The sequence below is a fragment of the Bacillus sp. IT-79MI2 genome, assembly GCF_949768135.1.
Classification (GTDB): Bacteria; Bacillota; Bacilli; order Bacillales; family Bacillaceae_G; genus Bacillus_A; species Bacillus_A pseudomycoides.
This window is the reverse complement of record NZ_CATKPV010000085.1, coordinates 1-14,135: the sequence shown is the minus strand read 5'-3', so window position 1 is coordinate 14,135 and position 14,135 is coordinate 1. Positions and strand designations below refer to the sequence as shown.

Genomic DNA, 14,135 nt, shown 5'->3' with positions numbered 1-14,135 from the left:
TGACGGTACCCCCTAAACCAAAATTTTATGTTTTTTATAGCAACAAAGTTCATTTTTTTCGTTTTTGGGGTAACCTGTTCTGTTAGGTTGATGAGCATGGGATACCGCCAGCATTTCGGAAAAAAACCACGCTAAGCAAAAAAACTAGCCTCCACAAAAGAAGCTAGTTGACGTAAAATTCGAAAGCGGAAGTCAATGTATCTTGTTTATTTAACATTAGCACCCGTTTGTTTCACAAACAAAGACCATTTAATTTAAAAACTTATAAAAAATGGTTCCAATCACTACTACATAACTAGTTCTTTAATGGTGTTAAGTATCCCTTCTGAATAAGAACCTATGGTTAAACGTCCATGTCCATTTTTTGCTTCACTTGTAGCGTTCTCAAGTAAATAACCGAATTTTACAGCCTGTAACATTTTTAAGTCATTACCACTATCACCGAAGGCAATTGCATTTTGTCGGTCTATCTTAAATTTTGCTAATATATATCTCACAATCTCGTCTTTTCCAGTCCCTAAAGGGATAAAATCAATATCATATGCATTCTCTGGGTCTCCAGCCAAAGGATTACATTGATTGATGTTTATACTAATTTTAAAATCACTAGCAACTTGTCTAATATGGTTAAGGTTTAATTGATCGTCCTTTTCATTCTTGCAGAAATAGTAGTAATTGCTTTTGTATTTTGATGCACCCATCTGTGATTGGCTATCTAAAGCAATATTTTTAGAAGCTAACAAATCAACTATCTCTTTTATTTTATCAGGATGGTAATTGCCATTATCAAACCTGCTAAGCCATTCTTTATCAATTTCACCTTGTTTTAACCTGTTGAAATAATGAATTTCTGTTCCCAAATCACTTGCAATAAAATGAGGAAGATACTGAAATCCACCCCTCTTCATTTTTTCAAGAACAGCCTCAATGTTACTACCCGTTACCAAACCAAAAAGTAAACCAGAAACCCTACTTTTTTCTACGATAGTCTGTTCTAATGCTTGTATTTGACTTTTTCGTTCGGCGGTTAATTGGTGAGGAAAGTACGTTTCATCAAAATCACTAAATACAATGTACTTAGGATTTGGTATTTCTGGTAAAGTTCTAAAAAGATTGTAGTCCATAGAGTAACCTCCATAAATTCTTCTCTCATTCACCTCCATCTTACCATGAATATCCAATTATTTATATAACTAAACTGCCAGTTAATTGAACAAGAAACAATGTATACCATATACATGCTCGGTTAACATAACGTCCTATTATCAGTAGTCAATAATGAATAGGATTTTCGTTATAGGGGAATTTTGATTCTTTAGGTTGATGGTGATTGATGTGGTACTACCTCATGCCCATCAACTTAAGAAAACAAATCCACCCCAAAACGAAAAAAGTGAACTTAATTCTCATAAATAAATGCGGCTTGAAAAATGTTGTTATGAGCATATTCCGAAATCTTAGAGAGAATAAAAAAAGATATTGTTATATTCTTAAATCTGTAATATAATGAATTTATATAATTCTTAATATTCAGAAATTTAAAGAGGAGGAATTATTATGACAATCGCAATGGCAATTTTAAAATTTTTAGGTGGATTAATTCCAGCCGTACAAGAGTTTTTAAAAGCATTTATGTAAGTTCATTATTCCGCAATTATTTATAAAAATTATCATACAAATGATCTGTATATCAAAGATGAATTGATGTGCAGATCATTTGTGTGAGTGAATTTTAAAAAAAGAATCCCAAAAGGAATTATGAACTGTACCCCGAGTCATGGACACTTAAAAAGAGTCCATGACTCGGGGTTTTTGTGTATTTTTACACTCATTCCTCGTTTTAAGAGGTATCGCCAAACCGCCATCAAGCCAATGACAACAAATATCTCATAACAAAAGATTTTTTAAAGTTAATGGATATGTAGCAAGAACCCATAAATAAAAAAGATAAGACCAGATTTGGTCTTATCTATGGCATAAGGAGACAGAGAAAGGGTGATAACCATCACTTTTTTATCATATTACATTAACTGTTAATTTTGAATAGTATAGATAAAAATAGTGATAATATCCATATTGGGAAATTTATTATTAATTTGTTTGTGCAGTATCAAAAGGTATGAAAATAATTTTAGGTATATACCGAAAACAAAACATACCTTTTGGTACACATTAGCTATAAGAATTTAATGATTATTTTTACAAATTATAAAAAGTCATGAACTTAGTTTTACCTTCTATTATATACAAGTAGTTACGGGGCAATATCATAGGCTAAAGATTGTTCCAAATATTCACCCGAAACTTTCTGATAAGTTAAAAAATCTAACAACAAAACGTTTAAAATATGATAAAATACAATTACATTTGAAAAAGAGTAGTGGGTTCAAGTTGTTATTTACATGAACTCCAAAGAAAAAAGCCAAATTCTGTATAGATTTGGCTTTTTTCTTTTTATGCATTTGTAGCTAAAAATAGCATGGTCTTTAAATCCTTGTTAGGGGCAAGAATTTAAAGAAGAGTTTAGCTTAATTATGATTTTACATAAATTACATATTATAGTAAATTGATATTATTTGTACTAAATATTGTAAAAATTCAGGAATTTAATCCTTATATTATTTATGCGCAAAGTCATAATTAGTGAGTTTTACAAATGAACCGTCCTAAAAAGTGAACGAGCGTTTACAAAGGTATACCTTTACAAACTGAGGGGCCATATCTATGAAACGTTGAAATATCAAGTTTACAAAGGTGATTCAAATTATTTTATAAACGTTTATTTTTAATGAATACCTTTATAAACAAAAATGGTATAATTGTGGTAACAAATGCAAGGAGAATACAAAACGTGGCAAATATTTATGGATATATACGTGTAAGTACAAAAGATCAAAATGAACAACGTCAGTTACATAAGATGATGGAACGAGGAGTGGAAGCTCGACGCATTTTTGTCGATAAAGCAAGTGGACGACATTTTGATCGTCCTCAATATCAATTATTACGAAAAATATTGAGTACAGGTGATATTGTTTACATAGATGCCTTAGATCGTATGGGCCGCAATTATGATGAGGTAATTTCAGAATGGAAGTATATAACAAGAGAATCACAAGCTGATATCGTAGTTTTAGAAAATGAAACACTGTTTGATAGTCGAAAGTTTCGTGAGATGGGTGATATGGGACGATTAATGGAAGATCAATTTTTATCTTTGCTATCCTATGTTGCGGATCAAGAGCGTAAAAAAATTCATCAGCGACAAGCGGAAGGGATTGCTGTAGCTAAATCTCAAGGAAAACATTTAGGCCGTCCTCAGGTGAACCTTTCGACCTTAAGCAAACAACAAATAAATATAATAGAAGAAACTCATTCAAAATGGAAAAGTGGAGAAATAACAGCTATTATGTTTATGGAAATGTTAGAGCTAAAGAAAAATACGTTTTATAAAATAATGAAGGAATATGAGGAAACAAAGTAGCATCTTTCCTATGAGAAATCCTACTTTTTCTCTGCTTGTAAGAATCTTGGAGTTTTTGCATCAGAACAGTATTATATATATCGAGAAAAAATAAAAGACAACTCTAATTAGGAGTTGTCTTTTTGTGTAATAAAATCTACAAAATCTGAAGATATACAAACGATTAGAATACGTTATGGTTGTTATTATAACAAAAATAAAGATCATTGTGAATAAAAAGAATATTGAAATGAATTTTTGAGCTTTTTGTTAACAAGGTTTCGAAAATAAACATTTTATAAAGGTTTCCTTTGAATATGATTATTTATTTTGAACATATAATCTTTGCTATTGTATTTCGAGGGTTTCCTTGTAAACCTTAGCTATATATTTTACAAAATCAATGACGGGATATTGTATTAGTGAACGGTGCTGCGCAAAACGAACCCCTTCTTTTTCCATTTTGAAAATAAGTTGTTCAATTTTCAACTCTTTTTGTTGTATCCTATTATAATTTTGGTATACAATGTTTTTCCATTGATAGGAGGAACCGTGAAAATAACTTTCTCCTTTTACCCTGTGACTAAATATTATTTCTATTTTTTCTCTACGTTGTTTTTCCTTCATATGAGATTCCGTTGACTGCATGTTTATCGCCTCTTCCCTTTGTGCTGTATACTGTTTTCCAAAATACGGTCTAACCTATCATAGCCAATGTACAGTGATCTTGTTGGGAATTGTCGTTTAAGGCTATCTCATCAACTGTATATATTTTTCAATCGCTTAATCTAACATTTTGGATCTTACATCTAAATAAGTTGTTAGTGTGTATAAAATACCATTAACCTTTTAAGTTTTTGCTACCAATAAGAAAATTAGAAAGTAGCAAAAACGCATGAAAGATTAATTGTTTATCAATCTTTATTATAAAATGATTCTTTATGGGTATGCACCTTTTTATAATCACCAAGATTTACAATATGACGAGTATCTTCATCCATGAATGTTATCCTCTATTTGCTGAGGATAGTTTTTTTATTTAGGCTAAGCAATATATCGTATGCCTCAGAACCCTTTTTGTAAAAAAGAACAATATATGTAACGGTTTCACTTTTGATATGAAAAAAATCATATAGAAATAAAGCGTTCTTAAAGAGGTTTGTTAAAAATTTATTATGTTTGACTTAAAAAAAGGAAAGTAATATTTATTTGCAGAAAATTTTTAAGGATAAAAATAAAATGAATATCTATGATAAGAAAAGGGGGTACTTATATATGCTAACAAATGATTTAGATTTCCGATTAGAACCACGTTTAAAAGAACTGTATGAACAACATAAAATAAGAGCGCAGAAGATAGACTGGGGTTATCATGAGTTTTTACCATGGGATAAGGGAATGGACTTTAAAAGAGTTCCTTGGGATGAAAGTCAAGTTACTCTTCCTTCTGGTGTAATTACGGCCATTGAAACAGCTTTATTAACAGAAGTGAATTTACCATGGTTTACAACGTATTTATCTGCGACTTTTAAAGGGTCCCTTTCTGTTATTACAGACTTTATTCATACTTGGACTTCAGAAGAGGATCAACATTCGAATTTATTGGAGACATATTTACTACTCACTCGAAGTGTGAATCCCAAACGATTACATGAATTAAGAAAGTCAGTCGTTGAGGGTGGATTTGAGCCCGATTTTCACACACCAATCGAAGCAATGACGTATACGACGCTACAAGAACTTGCAACGATGGTGTTTTACAATAATGTTGCTAAGGTTGCAAGTAAGCATGATCCAGATCTTGCTACATTATTACGCCGTCTTGCAAAAGATGAAACTCTTCATTATGCGTTTTATCGAGACGTGATTCGAACACATTTAGAATTGGAACCTAATTATTGCTATCATATTGCCAATGTGATTAAGAATTTTAAAATGCCAGGTGCCGTCATGCCTGATTTTGAAAATAGAATGGCTGTAATTGCAAAAGAAACTAACTATGGACCACTACAATATTTTGATCAAGTACTTGATGTAGTGGTTGATTATTGGGGATTAAAAGATTTAAGACCAATTGCACCTTTAGCTGAAAAAGCAAGAATTGAGATTTTGGAGTACCACACAAGATTGAAAAAAATACGGGATCGATTTGGTCGTTTTCAAGGGAAAACGGACCTACGTTAATGAGTAGAGGTTTCAGAATATACGCGGGGAAATTCCCCCTTCCCTTTATTGGAAATCCGACACGCTCCCTATTATTTTGGTACCATTTTTACTTAATTTAATTTTTTCGAAAAAGTAGTTGACTCTAAAAATAAATTTATGGTATTATAAAATATTTGATAAAAAATCATATATATGTTAAGGTTAAGAAGGTTACCATATATGGAGGTGGATTATATGTTTCAAATTGGCGATAACATTGTTTATCCAATGCACGGAGCAGGTATAATTGAAGCCATAGAAGAAAAAGAATTCTCAGGGAAAAAACAACAGTATTATGTCATAAAAATGTCAATCAGTAATATGCAAGTCATGATTCCTATGGGTAAAATATTGAGTTCGAGTATACGCCCAGTTACTGATATACTTGCATTAAAACACATTATACACATTTTTCAGCATGGAGAATCAGATAAATTACTGCCGTGGAAACAAAGGTATAAAGTGAACACGGACAAAATAAAAACGGGTGAAATACAAGAAGGTGCTGAAGTTGTACGTGATTTAATGCGTATGAAGAAAGAAAAGGCACTGAATACAAGTGAAAAAAAAATGTTGGATAACGCACATGAATTTTTGATTAGTGAACTAGGATTAATTAAAGGGATCACTGAAAATCAAATAAAAAGTTTCTGTTAAGATTCATTATAGATAATGTATTACATCCCCCGAAAATATCCTGAATTTTTCGGGAATATGATGATTATTAAAAGTAAATCATTTCAAAGACATTCAACTTCTTCAACTCACTTTTAGAGTAGGAACCTCTTTTGTTATTACTTCAATCTTATCCATTTTTATTTTTAAATTTCTTTTACGAACGTTCAAAGTTTCATCAAATAACTCGATTAAATAGTCACTTGATTTTTGCAATCCTGATTCACACTGGCACGGACAAGGATCCGTAAGGATGAAAGAGAGGTAGGGCTTTCATTGTTTTAGGTAATATATTATCTAAGTCATTATTTCTAGAAGAAAAAACAATCAATCTTACCGCTATCTCTTTAAGAGTTCCTTACATCTACTGAGACAGTGAATAGTAATTGTTTATCTTCTTTACGTAAAATTGATAAACGAACTGGTAACACCATATGGTCAACTACAAAAAATGGTTTCCAGACCAGGAAACCATTTTTAATCTTATTTACATAATAATAGTAAATGAAGCAGTAAGAAGGAGTGCACACATGAAAAAAATGTTAACAAAAGAATTAAGTAATGAATTAAAGAAGCGGGAAGGGGTCATTTCTATTACAGTTGAGTCTTATGAAAAAATCGAAGTTGGTGGCATTCGTGTAGATGGACCAGCTGTTATTCTAATTAATCAAGAATAGCTAAAAATAGTTGAATACACGTAGAAAAGGATCAGCCTTTAAAAGAAGGGAGGATCCTTTTTGTTTGCTGCGGCTAATAATAGGATAAACATAAATTTCATCTGATGTGATGGGATTAAAAGGAAGGAGAGGGTCGGTATTATCATGGTGGAATGCTTAATATTGGTAGTATTTCTTTTTATGTTATATACATTAGTTGATAAAAAAACAAACTAATTATTTGAAACGATATATTGTTTCCTTTTTAAGGGCGAGATTTATTTTATGGTGAAATGGATAATTTAAAGGAGGAATTTAGATGGATGCAAGGAAAGAACGCATAAAATACGAGAAGATGTCAAAGAACTATGACCGTATTTATTTCGTTTCGTTTCTCCTATTAATTGTACTTGTTTTTAGTAGTGTGATTATCATAGGAGCTACAGGGGTAAAATATGGAGTGTTTTTGTTGTTAGCAATTTTACTTAACGCACGTATTACGAAAGAATCTCAAAAAAAGTATAAGCAGTATTCTAATAAAGGGCGTATATAAAATGATAAATATCTTGAAAGGAACAACCTAAATGTACATTCAAAATATCCCTATATCATTACCTATTAACTCGTAAAAAATAACCTTATATAATGTTTTTTGCAAGCAGAAAGTACAGAGAATTGCAGCGAAAAATGCAGAGGCTTGCAATTCTCTTTTTACATATTAATTTCTGAAGTCGCAAAAGAAAGGGCATTTCTTAAACGATAACTTTCTCCTGTAAATGCAATGATATGAGCATGGTGAACCAAACGATCCACCAATGCAGAAGTTAAGCGGTTATCTCCAAATACACGATTCCACTGACCAAATTCCAAATTAGACGTGACAATTACACTTTTTTGTTCATAACAGTCAGGGGTACGGAAACGATTCAAAGAATAACCCGCCACATCTGAAAAAATTTCCAATTTCAACGGGTGATTTTTATTATACTTTGTCTTGTAGTTTCCTATTGAAGTGCCCTCAAAACGAAAATTTTATCTTTTTATAGGTGTCCATGAGAATTGAGCTCATTTTTTTGGTTTTGGGGGAATTTTGATTCTGTAGGTTGATGGTGATGAGGTGTTTACTTTTCTTAAGTTGATGGACATGTATGGTGACCCCTTAAAGTTTGCTTACACAAATGTTCTGTATATCAAAGATGAATTGATGTGCAAATCATTGGTGTGAGCATATATTTTTAATCAAAAAAAGAAAAACACTCCTCGGAGTGCTTTTCTTTTTAATAAATATCATCTATACTATTTTTACTAGGAGTTGAGTTTAGAGTATACTCTTCTAGGTTTAATAACACTTTTTATTTAATGAACCGCAAAATTGGCTGATTTTGTGGTTTATTTTTATGCACGATGAAATTTAACATGGTTACCATTACGATCGAACCAACCTCTAAATGCCCAGTTAATCCATCCACCATCACCTTGATTTGTAAATTCCCCATCTTCAAATACCCAAATTCCAAAAGTGATTCCATCATATACTGTTGTTCCGAAGAATTTAACACCGTTAAAGCGATCATCATAGTTTTGGTTTAAATTAAAAACCATAACATTATAGCGTTGACCAGCAGCATAAAATGTTGATTCCATTACGCCTTTTACAAATCCTGAACGATTAGTTTGAGCATTGATGGCATCCTTAATCATATTAGCGATACCTAATACATCTATACTTACATTTAAATTTGCACTAGCTTTCGCTTCTTTTGGCAACTTAGACTCTACAAAATTACTAGGTAATTCAGTAGATAGATTAGTAGGAACATTTGTTGTAGAAGGAGAGATCTCAGCCGCACTTGCATCTGTTGGTGCAAAGACTCCTAATCCTCCTAAACCGATAGCTACAGCTAAAGCAATGTTCGCCAACTTTTTTGTTTTTTTCATAAAAAAACCTCCTTTATATTTTTATAAGGTATTAACCCTTACACTTCAAAGTATATATTTCTTATACAGGAGAGGCAAACGATTTAATTGAAAAGGCATTAAATTGTTAATAGTTAAAAAATAATAAACATACAGAAATAATGAAATTTATGTATATTTGAAACTAAATTCAAGGCGAATATACATTTATAGGAATAAAAAAACAATAACTGAATATTTTGTTAATAGATGAAAAATTTTTGCTTATTTTATTATCTTGGGTTCTGGTGCAAATATATGAGAAGAATATGGATGAAAGTAGATTTGTTGGTTTATAAAACTGTTTGATCAAAATTTGATCTGTTAACGTTGATTTACCCCATGCCTATCAATTTAAGAAATTAATTGTTCCCCAAAACAAAAAATTGTACATTTTCACCTGGAAATGCTAATTTTTTCGTTTTTGGGTATCTCATTCTCCTTAAGTTGATGGCGATGGGGTAGCACCAACATTTCGCGAATTTCGTACGCTAAAGGATAATCGACTTTTTTAGTTGAACGAAATTTGCAATTTTAAAAGGGCTTAATACACAAAATTATAATTAAATGCCTTAAAATGCACCTGAGGGTATCGTGTTTTTTGAATATATATAAGAAATATGGTTTTATTTAATAACATACTCTGTTTCTTCTAACTCACCTATGCCTTTTTCTTCAGTTCTTCAAAATGAACATTTATAATAGTACCATCCATTTTTTATTCACTCAGTTTTTAAACGATTTCTTTTTTCACGTTGCAAGGTACTTACACTAATTCCTGTCATTCTTTCCACTTTCCTATAAGATTCAGTTTTTAACAAACCAAGAGCATGTTCTATTTGCTCTTTATTATATTTCTTCGGTCGTCCCTCTTTAAAATTAGGATTCAACTTAGCAATCGCTTTTCCTTCTTGTGTACGTTCTACAATCATATCTCTTTCAAATTCAGCGAATGCACTCATGATATTAAACATCAATCTACCAGTTGGCGTATCTTCCACTACTCCCATATTAATGACATGAACCTTAACCCCTTTCTCAAATAACATTTTAATCGTTTGGATTGCATTTTCAGCCGAACGTGCAAAACGATCTAATTTTGTTACAACAAGTGTGTCGCCATTTTCTAGTACAGAAAGTAGTTCTTGAAATTTTGGCCGATCAAATTTTGTACCTGTAAATTTTTCAGAATAAATTTTCTCGCAACCTTCTTTTTCTAACATTTGAATTTGAGATTCCAAATCCTGGTTTAATGTGCTCACCCTACCATATCCATATTTAACCAAAATATCACCTTTTCCACGTTCACTTTTGACCATAAGTTTTGATGTAGGTCAATGTATTGATTTTATCACATCCTGTCACTTTAGGAGTTATTTTGCATCTATTTTAAGTGTTATTTTGCACTATAAGTAAATATAAAAAAGCCCAATTTCTCAGCATTAAAATTGAGAAATTGGACTTTTTTGTTACTCCGGAAAAGCACCCTTAATGGAAAATCAATATTTGTAATAGATTATTTAAATTTCAAATGGAATTTAACTTAAGCCCAATCCTGTACTTCCTATAGAAGTTTTTAATTAACCACCTCTAAAGAATTAATTTCGTTCTCCACAAACTCCATTAAATCTTTAATATTTTGTTCGGATATATTAAATTCTATTCCAGCGACTCTATAAATCTCACTTACTGACTTTGAAGATCCTAATGATAACGCTTCGGTAAATTGTTTAATGGTTTTTCTTGGATCCTTTTTAAAGTTTCTGTATAACTGTAAGGAACCCAACTGTGCAATTGCATATTCAATATAATAAAATGGAGTTTCAAATAGATGAATAACATCTAACCATTGAAGCTTTTTCCATTCCTCGACGCCTTCCCAATTCACTATATCACTCTCATATTTTTCTAGAATCCTCTGAAATGTTAGTTTCCTGTCTTCGTGTGTATGGTCAGGAGTTGTATATAACCATTGTTGAAACTGGTCCACTACAAGAGTAATAGGGATGAATTCAAGGATTTGTTTAAATAGTTCCTTTTTAACGTATTTAAACTCTTCCTGATTTTTATACATTGATGCCCAATTTTCTAAGGTGAAAAGTTCCATGGACATTGCGGCGAGTTCTGCTGTTTCCATTGGTAACTGTTTATATTCACTTAATTCAATATCACTCATTAAATCATGGTGTATACAATGTCCCATTTCATGAAGAAATATTGGTAGATTATCTTTTGTATTAACTAAATTTAACATAATAAATGAGGATTTGGATGATGGAAGAAACTCACAAAATCCTCCCGGAGCCTTACCTATACGGCTTTCTAAATCTAAACAATTGGTTTCTTTCATTCTTTTCAACAATTCAGAAAAAGATGGCGATATATTATTTAACAGTTCCTTTGCCCTATTGATCATCTCCGAAACACTTTCATAAGGAACGGAAATATTGTTTTCACTACAATCAACCCTTGTATCCCAAGGTTTCAGACAATCTAGTTGAAGTTTATTTTTCCTTTCTATATGGAATTTATTAATTAATGGAAGGACATACTTTCTTACTGATTCACCTAGGTTTTCGCAATCTTTATGCGTGTAATTGAATCGTTCATATTTTTTAAACATATAATCCCTATAGTTTTTTAATCCCGCATTTTCTGCTTTTTGTGTCCTTAAAGCAATCATTTCGTCAAGGAGTAACTGAAGTTCTTTTTCTTTTGAGGAATATGTCCTACACATGAGCTTTAGAGCTTCTTCTCTTAATTCTCTTGAATCATCATAGAGAAACCCATATAGCTCATCCACGGGGATATCTTCACCTTGCCAATTTACAATCATCTCGCCCCTTATATTAAAGTACTTTGTAATCAAGTTATCCTCAATTATTTCAATTTCTATATTTTTATCATTTATTAGCAAAAGGGTATTTTCAATCCTTTGACATAAATATTGATAATATTGGCTTGTAAAGTAATGCCTATTTTGATAGATTTTTTCCTCGATTTGTTCTTTATATTTTTTATAGACAGGCTTTATATTCTGTTGGCTATATATATAATCTTCTTTCACTTTTTCGTCTGTCGTATCAAGTTGATATTTTATATACTTTCTCATCAAAAGTTCATCCACATAATCAAATACCTTAGATGATTGTGTTAATAGATCTTTTAAATTTGCCTCTGAAGAAATTTCATATTCTAATAGCAAATTCATTTCCTTCTCAAATTCAGCTATGCCATTCCACATTATTTGTCCCCCTTAAATTCTTGGAAAATCAACATTCAACATTTGCTGAGGGTGAATATACTTTTAGCATTTAATCTAATTATACTACCCTTTGTCTAAGAATAATTATTTCAAATTTTCATCATTTAAACAATACATAATTTTGGAATATTTCAAAATTGCGGAACAAAATTTAAAAAGCGCTCTTTATCAAAAACGCAACCTGTCAATATTTCTTAAACCCCAATATTTGTTACAAAACTCGTCCTTTTCTGAACACGCTTCTTTTTGATTTAAAAGAGGCGTTATTTATTGTCTTATATGTAATAAAACTCTGTTCATTATTCTATGTTCAATAACCAATATGTTTCTATCTTATGTTACAATGGGAATAGAGTAAAAATTAGAAAGAGTGATAATTGGTGTTAATTGGATATGCACGTGTATCTACAGGATTACAAAATTTAGATTTACAAACTGATGCACTAACTCAATATGGTTGTAAGAAGATTTTCCACGATAAAATGAGTGGAACAAAAAAACAACGTCCTGGTTTAGAGGAAGCAATTTATTATGCACGTGAAGGCGATACAATTGTAGTTTGGCGATTGGATCGCCTAGGACGCAACATGCAAGATTTGATCCAAATTGTGAATAACTTAAATAAACGTGGTATTGGTTTTCATAGCCTTCAAGAAAACCTAACAATGGACAAAAGTAATGCAACAGGACAATTGATGTTTCACTTATTCGCAGCTTTTGCTGAATTTGAACGTAATTTAATAGAAGAAAGATCGGCTGCCGGTCGAGCAGCAGCTAGAGCAAGAGGAAGGCTCGGTGGCAGACCAGAGAAGTTCGGGTTGAAAGATATAGAAATGATGAAGTCCCTAATTGAAAGTGGTACACCTATCAAAGATGTCGCAGAAAAGTGGGGTGTATCCCGTACTACAATTTATCGCTATTTAGACAGACAATAAATCGGAAAGGTTGGTATTAATGCAAAATGAACCTTTACCTTTAACAGCTTATTCATCAGAACAACGTCAAGCAGCAATGATTAAGTATCAAGTTATTGCACCCTACCTACGCTCTGAAAAAAACTTAATTGCTATTGTAGAAGAAACTGGTATCGCCAAGAGAACACTACGATATTGGATTCGAGACTATGAAAAATTTGGATTAAAAGGCTTGATCCGAAAAACACGAAGTGATTCCGGAAAAATCCAACTAGATTCAGAAGTTATCGTGACAATTGAACAAATGATTTTAAAACACCGAAGAAATTCACTGACATCTATTCATCGAATGATTTGCGAGCACTGTCAGCAACAAAGTTGGAAGCAACCTAGTTATTATCAAATATATAAGATAGCACAGTCTCTTTCGCAAAGCTTAAAAAAATTAGCACATGATGGTCAAAAAGCTTATGAAAATCAATATGATTTAATTCATAGAAGGGAAGCAAGCTATCCTAATGAAATTTGGCAAGCAGACCATACGCTACTCGATATACTTGTACTGAATGAAAAGGGAAAACCTGAACGTCCTTGGCTGACTATTATTTTGGATGATTATAGCCGAGCAGTTGCTGGCTATTTTTTAACCTTTCAAGCACCTTCTGCGACTCAAACAGCTCTTACTTTGCATCAAGGGATTTGGCATAAACAAAATTCAGATTGGATAATCTGTGGAATCCCTGAACAATTTTATACCGATCATGGTAGTGATTTTACATCCAATCATTTAGAACAAGTAGCTATAGATTTAAAAATAAACCTTGTATTTTCAAAAGTAGGAGTTCCAAGAGGAAGAGGTAAAATAGAAAGGTTTTTTCTAACAGTCAACCAATTATTCCTTCAAGATTTACCTGGCTATTTGGGCAATGAGACAAATACTCCTCTTCTCACATTTAAAGAACTAGACGAGAAGTTCGCAAATTTTATCATAAATAACTATC

Annotated in this window: 12 protein-coding genes and 1 pseudogene; 7 read left to right on the top strand and 6 right to left on the bottom strand. The window is 31.8% G+C overall.

Going from position 1 to position 14,135, the window contains the following annotated elements; all coding sequences use genetic code 11:
• Positions 1-287: 287 nt before the first annotated feature.
• Complete coding sequence (locus ACM6HU_RS22535; protein ID WP_077295673.1) at positions 288-1,124, bottom strand: HAD-IIB family hydrolase; 837 nt, start codon at positions 1,122-1,124, stop codon at positions 288-290.
• Positions 1,125-2,851: 1,727 nt separating this feature from the next.
• Between ACM6HU_RS22535 and ACM6HU_RS22530 the strand changes: the two genes are divergently transcribed.
• A complete protein-coding gene (locus ACM6HU_RS22530; RefSeq protein ID WP_077295675.1) occupies positions 2,852-3,484 on the top strand; it encodes a recombinase family protein in 633 nt (210 codons plus the stop codon).
• Positions 3,485-3,811: 327 nt separating this feature from the next.
• Here ACM6HU_RS22530 and ACM6HU_RS22525 read toward each other — a convergent pair whose 3' ends face one another.
• Positions 3,812-4,111: a hypothetical protein gene (locus tag ACM6HU_RS22525; protein ID WP_016131689.1), complete on the bottom strand. Its 300-nt coding sequence runs from the start codon at positions 4,109-4,111 to the stop codon at positions 3,812-3,814.
• 627 nt (positions 4,112-4,738) lie between these two features.
• Between ACM6HU_RS22525 and ACM6HU_RS22520 the strand changes: the two genes are divergently transcribed.
• From ACM6HU_RS22520 to ACM6HU_RS22505, 4 genes are all read left to right on the top strand, one after another.
• Positions 4,739-5,647, top strand: a complete 909-nt coding sequence (locus tag ACM6HU_RS22520; RefSeq protein WP_077295677.1) for an acyl-ACP desaturase — start codon at positions 4,739-4,741, stop codon at positions 5,645-5,647.
• Between the two features lie 216 nt (positions 5,648-5,863).
• A complete protein-coding gene (locus ACM6HU_RS22515; RefSeq protein ID WP_016079014.1) occupies positions 5,864-6,325 on the top strand; it encodes a CarD family transcriptional regulator in 462 nt (153 codons plus the stop codon).
• A 548-nt stretch (positions 6,326-6,873) separates the two neighbouring features.
• Positions 6,874-7,020: a BC1881 family protein gene (locus tag ACM6HU_RS22510; protein WP_000738551.1), complete on the top strand. Its 147-nt coding sequence runs from the start codon at positions 6,874-6,876 to the stop codon at positions 7,018-7,020.
• Positions 7,021-7,318: 298 nt separating this feature from the next.
• Entirely contained in the window at positions 7,319-7,552 is a 234-nt protein-coding gene (locus tag ACM6HU_RS22505) for a hypothetical protein (protein ID WP_077295679.1), read from the top strand.
• A gap of 158 nt (positions 7,553-7,710) precedes the next feature.
• On the opposite strand, the pseudogene ACM6HU_RS22500 reads toward ACM6HU_RS22505, so the two are convergent.
• The 4 genes and pseudogenes from ACM6HU_RS22500 to ACM6HU_RS22485 form a co-directional block, all read right to left on the bottom strand.
• A pseudogene (locus ACM6HU_RS22500) lies at positions 7,711-7,908 on the bottom strand (ATP-binding protein); the annotation flags it as partial.
• A 486-nt stretch (positions 7,909-8,394) separates the two neighbouring features.
• A complete protein-coding gene (locus ACM6HU_RS22495; RefSeq protein ID WP_077295681.1) occupies positions 8,395-8,937 on the bottom strand; it encodes a stress protein in 543 nt (180 codons plus the stop codon).
• Between the two features lie 740 nt (positions 8,938-9,677).
• Entirely contained in the window at positions 9,678-10,274 is a 597-nt protein-coding gene (locus ACM6HU_RS22490) for a recombinase family protein (RefSeq protein ID WP_170927978.1), read from the bottom strand.
• A 257-nt stretch (positions 10,275-10,531) separates the two neighbouring features.
• On the bottom strand, positions 10,532-12,199 hold the full coding sequence (locus ACM6HU_RS22485; RefSeq protein ID WP_016131751.1) for a M3 family oligoendopeptidase: 1,668 nt from the start codon (positions 12,197-12,199) through the stop codon (positions 10,532-10,534).
• Between the two features lie 401 nt (positions 12,200-12,600).
• On the opposite strand from ACM6HU_RS22485, the gene ACM6HU_RS22480 reads away from it, so the two are divergent.
• Both ACM6HU_RS22480 and ACM6HU_RS22475 read left to right on the top strand, forming a co-directional pair.
• Positions 12,601-13,155, top strand: coding sequence for a recombinase family protein (locus ACM6HU_RS22480; RefSeq protein ID WP_016131750.1), 555 nt, complete (start codon positions 12,601-12,603; stop codon positions 13,153-13,155).
• A 19-nt stretch (positions 13,156-13,174) separates the two neighbouring features.
• Positions 13,175-14,135 (top strand): DDE-type integrase/transposase/recombinase (locus tag ACM6HU_RS22475; protein WP_414848451.1); only part of this gene is annotated, 961 nt, incomplete at its 3' end.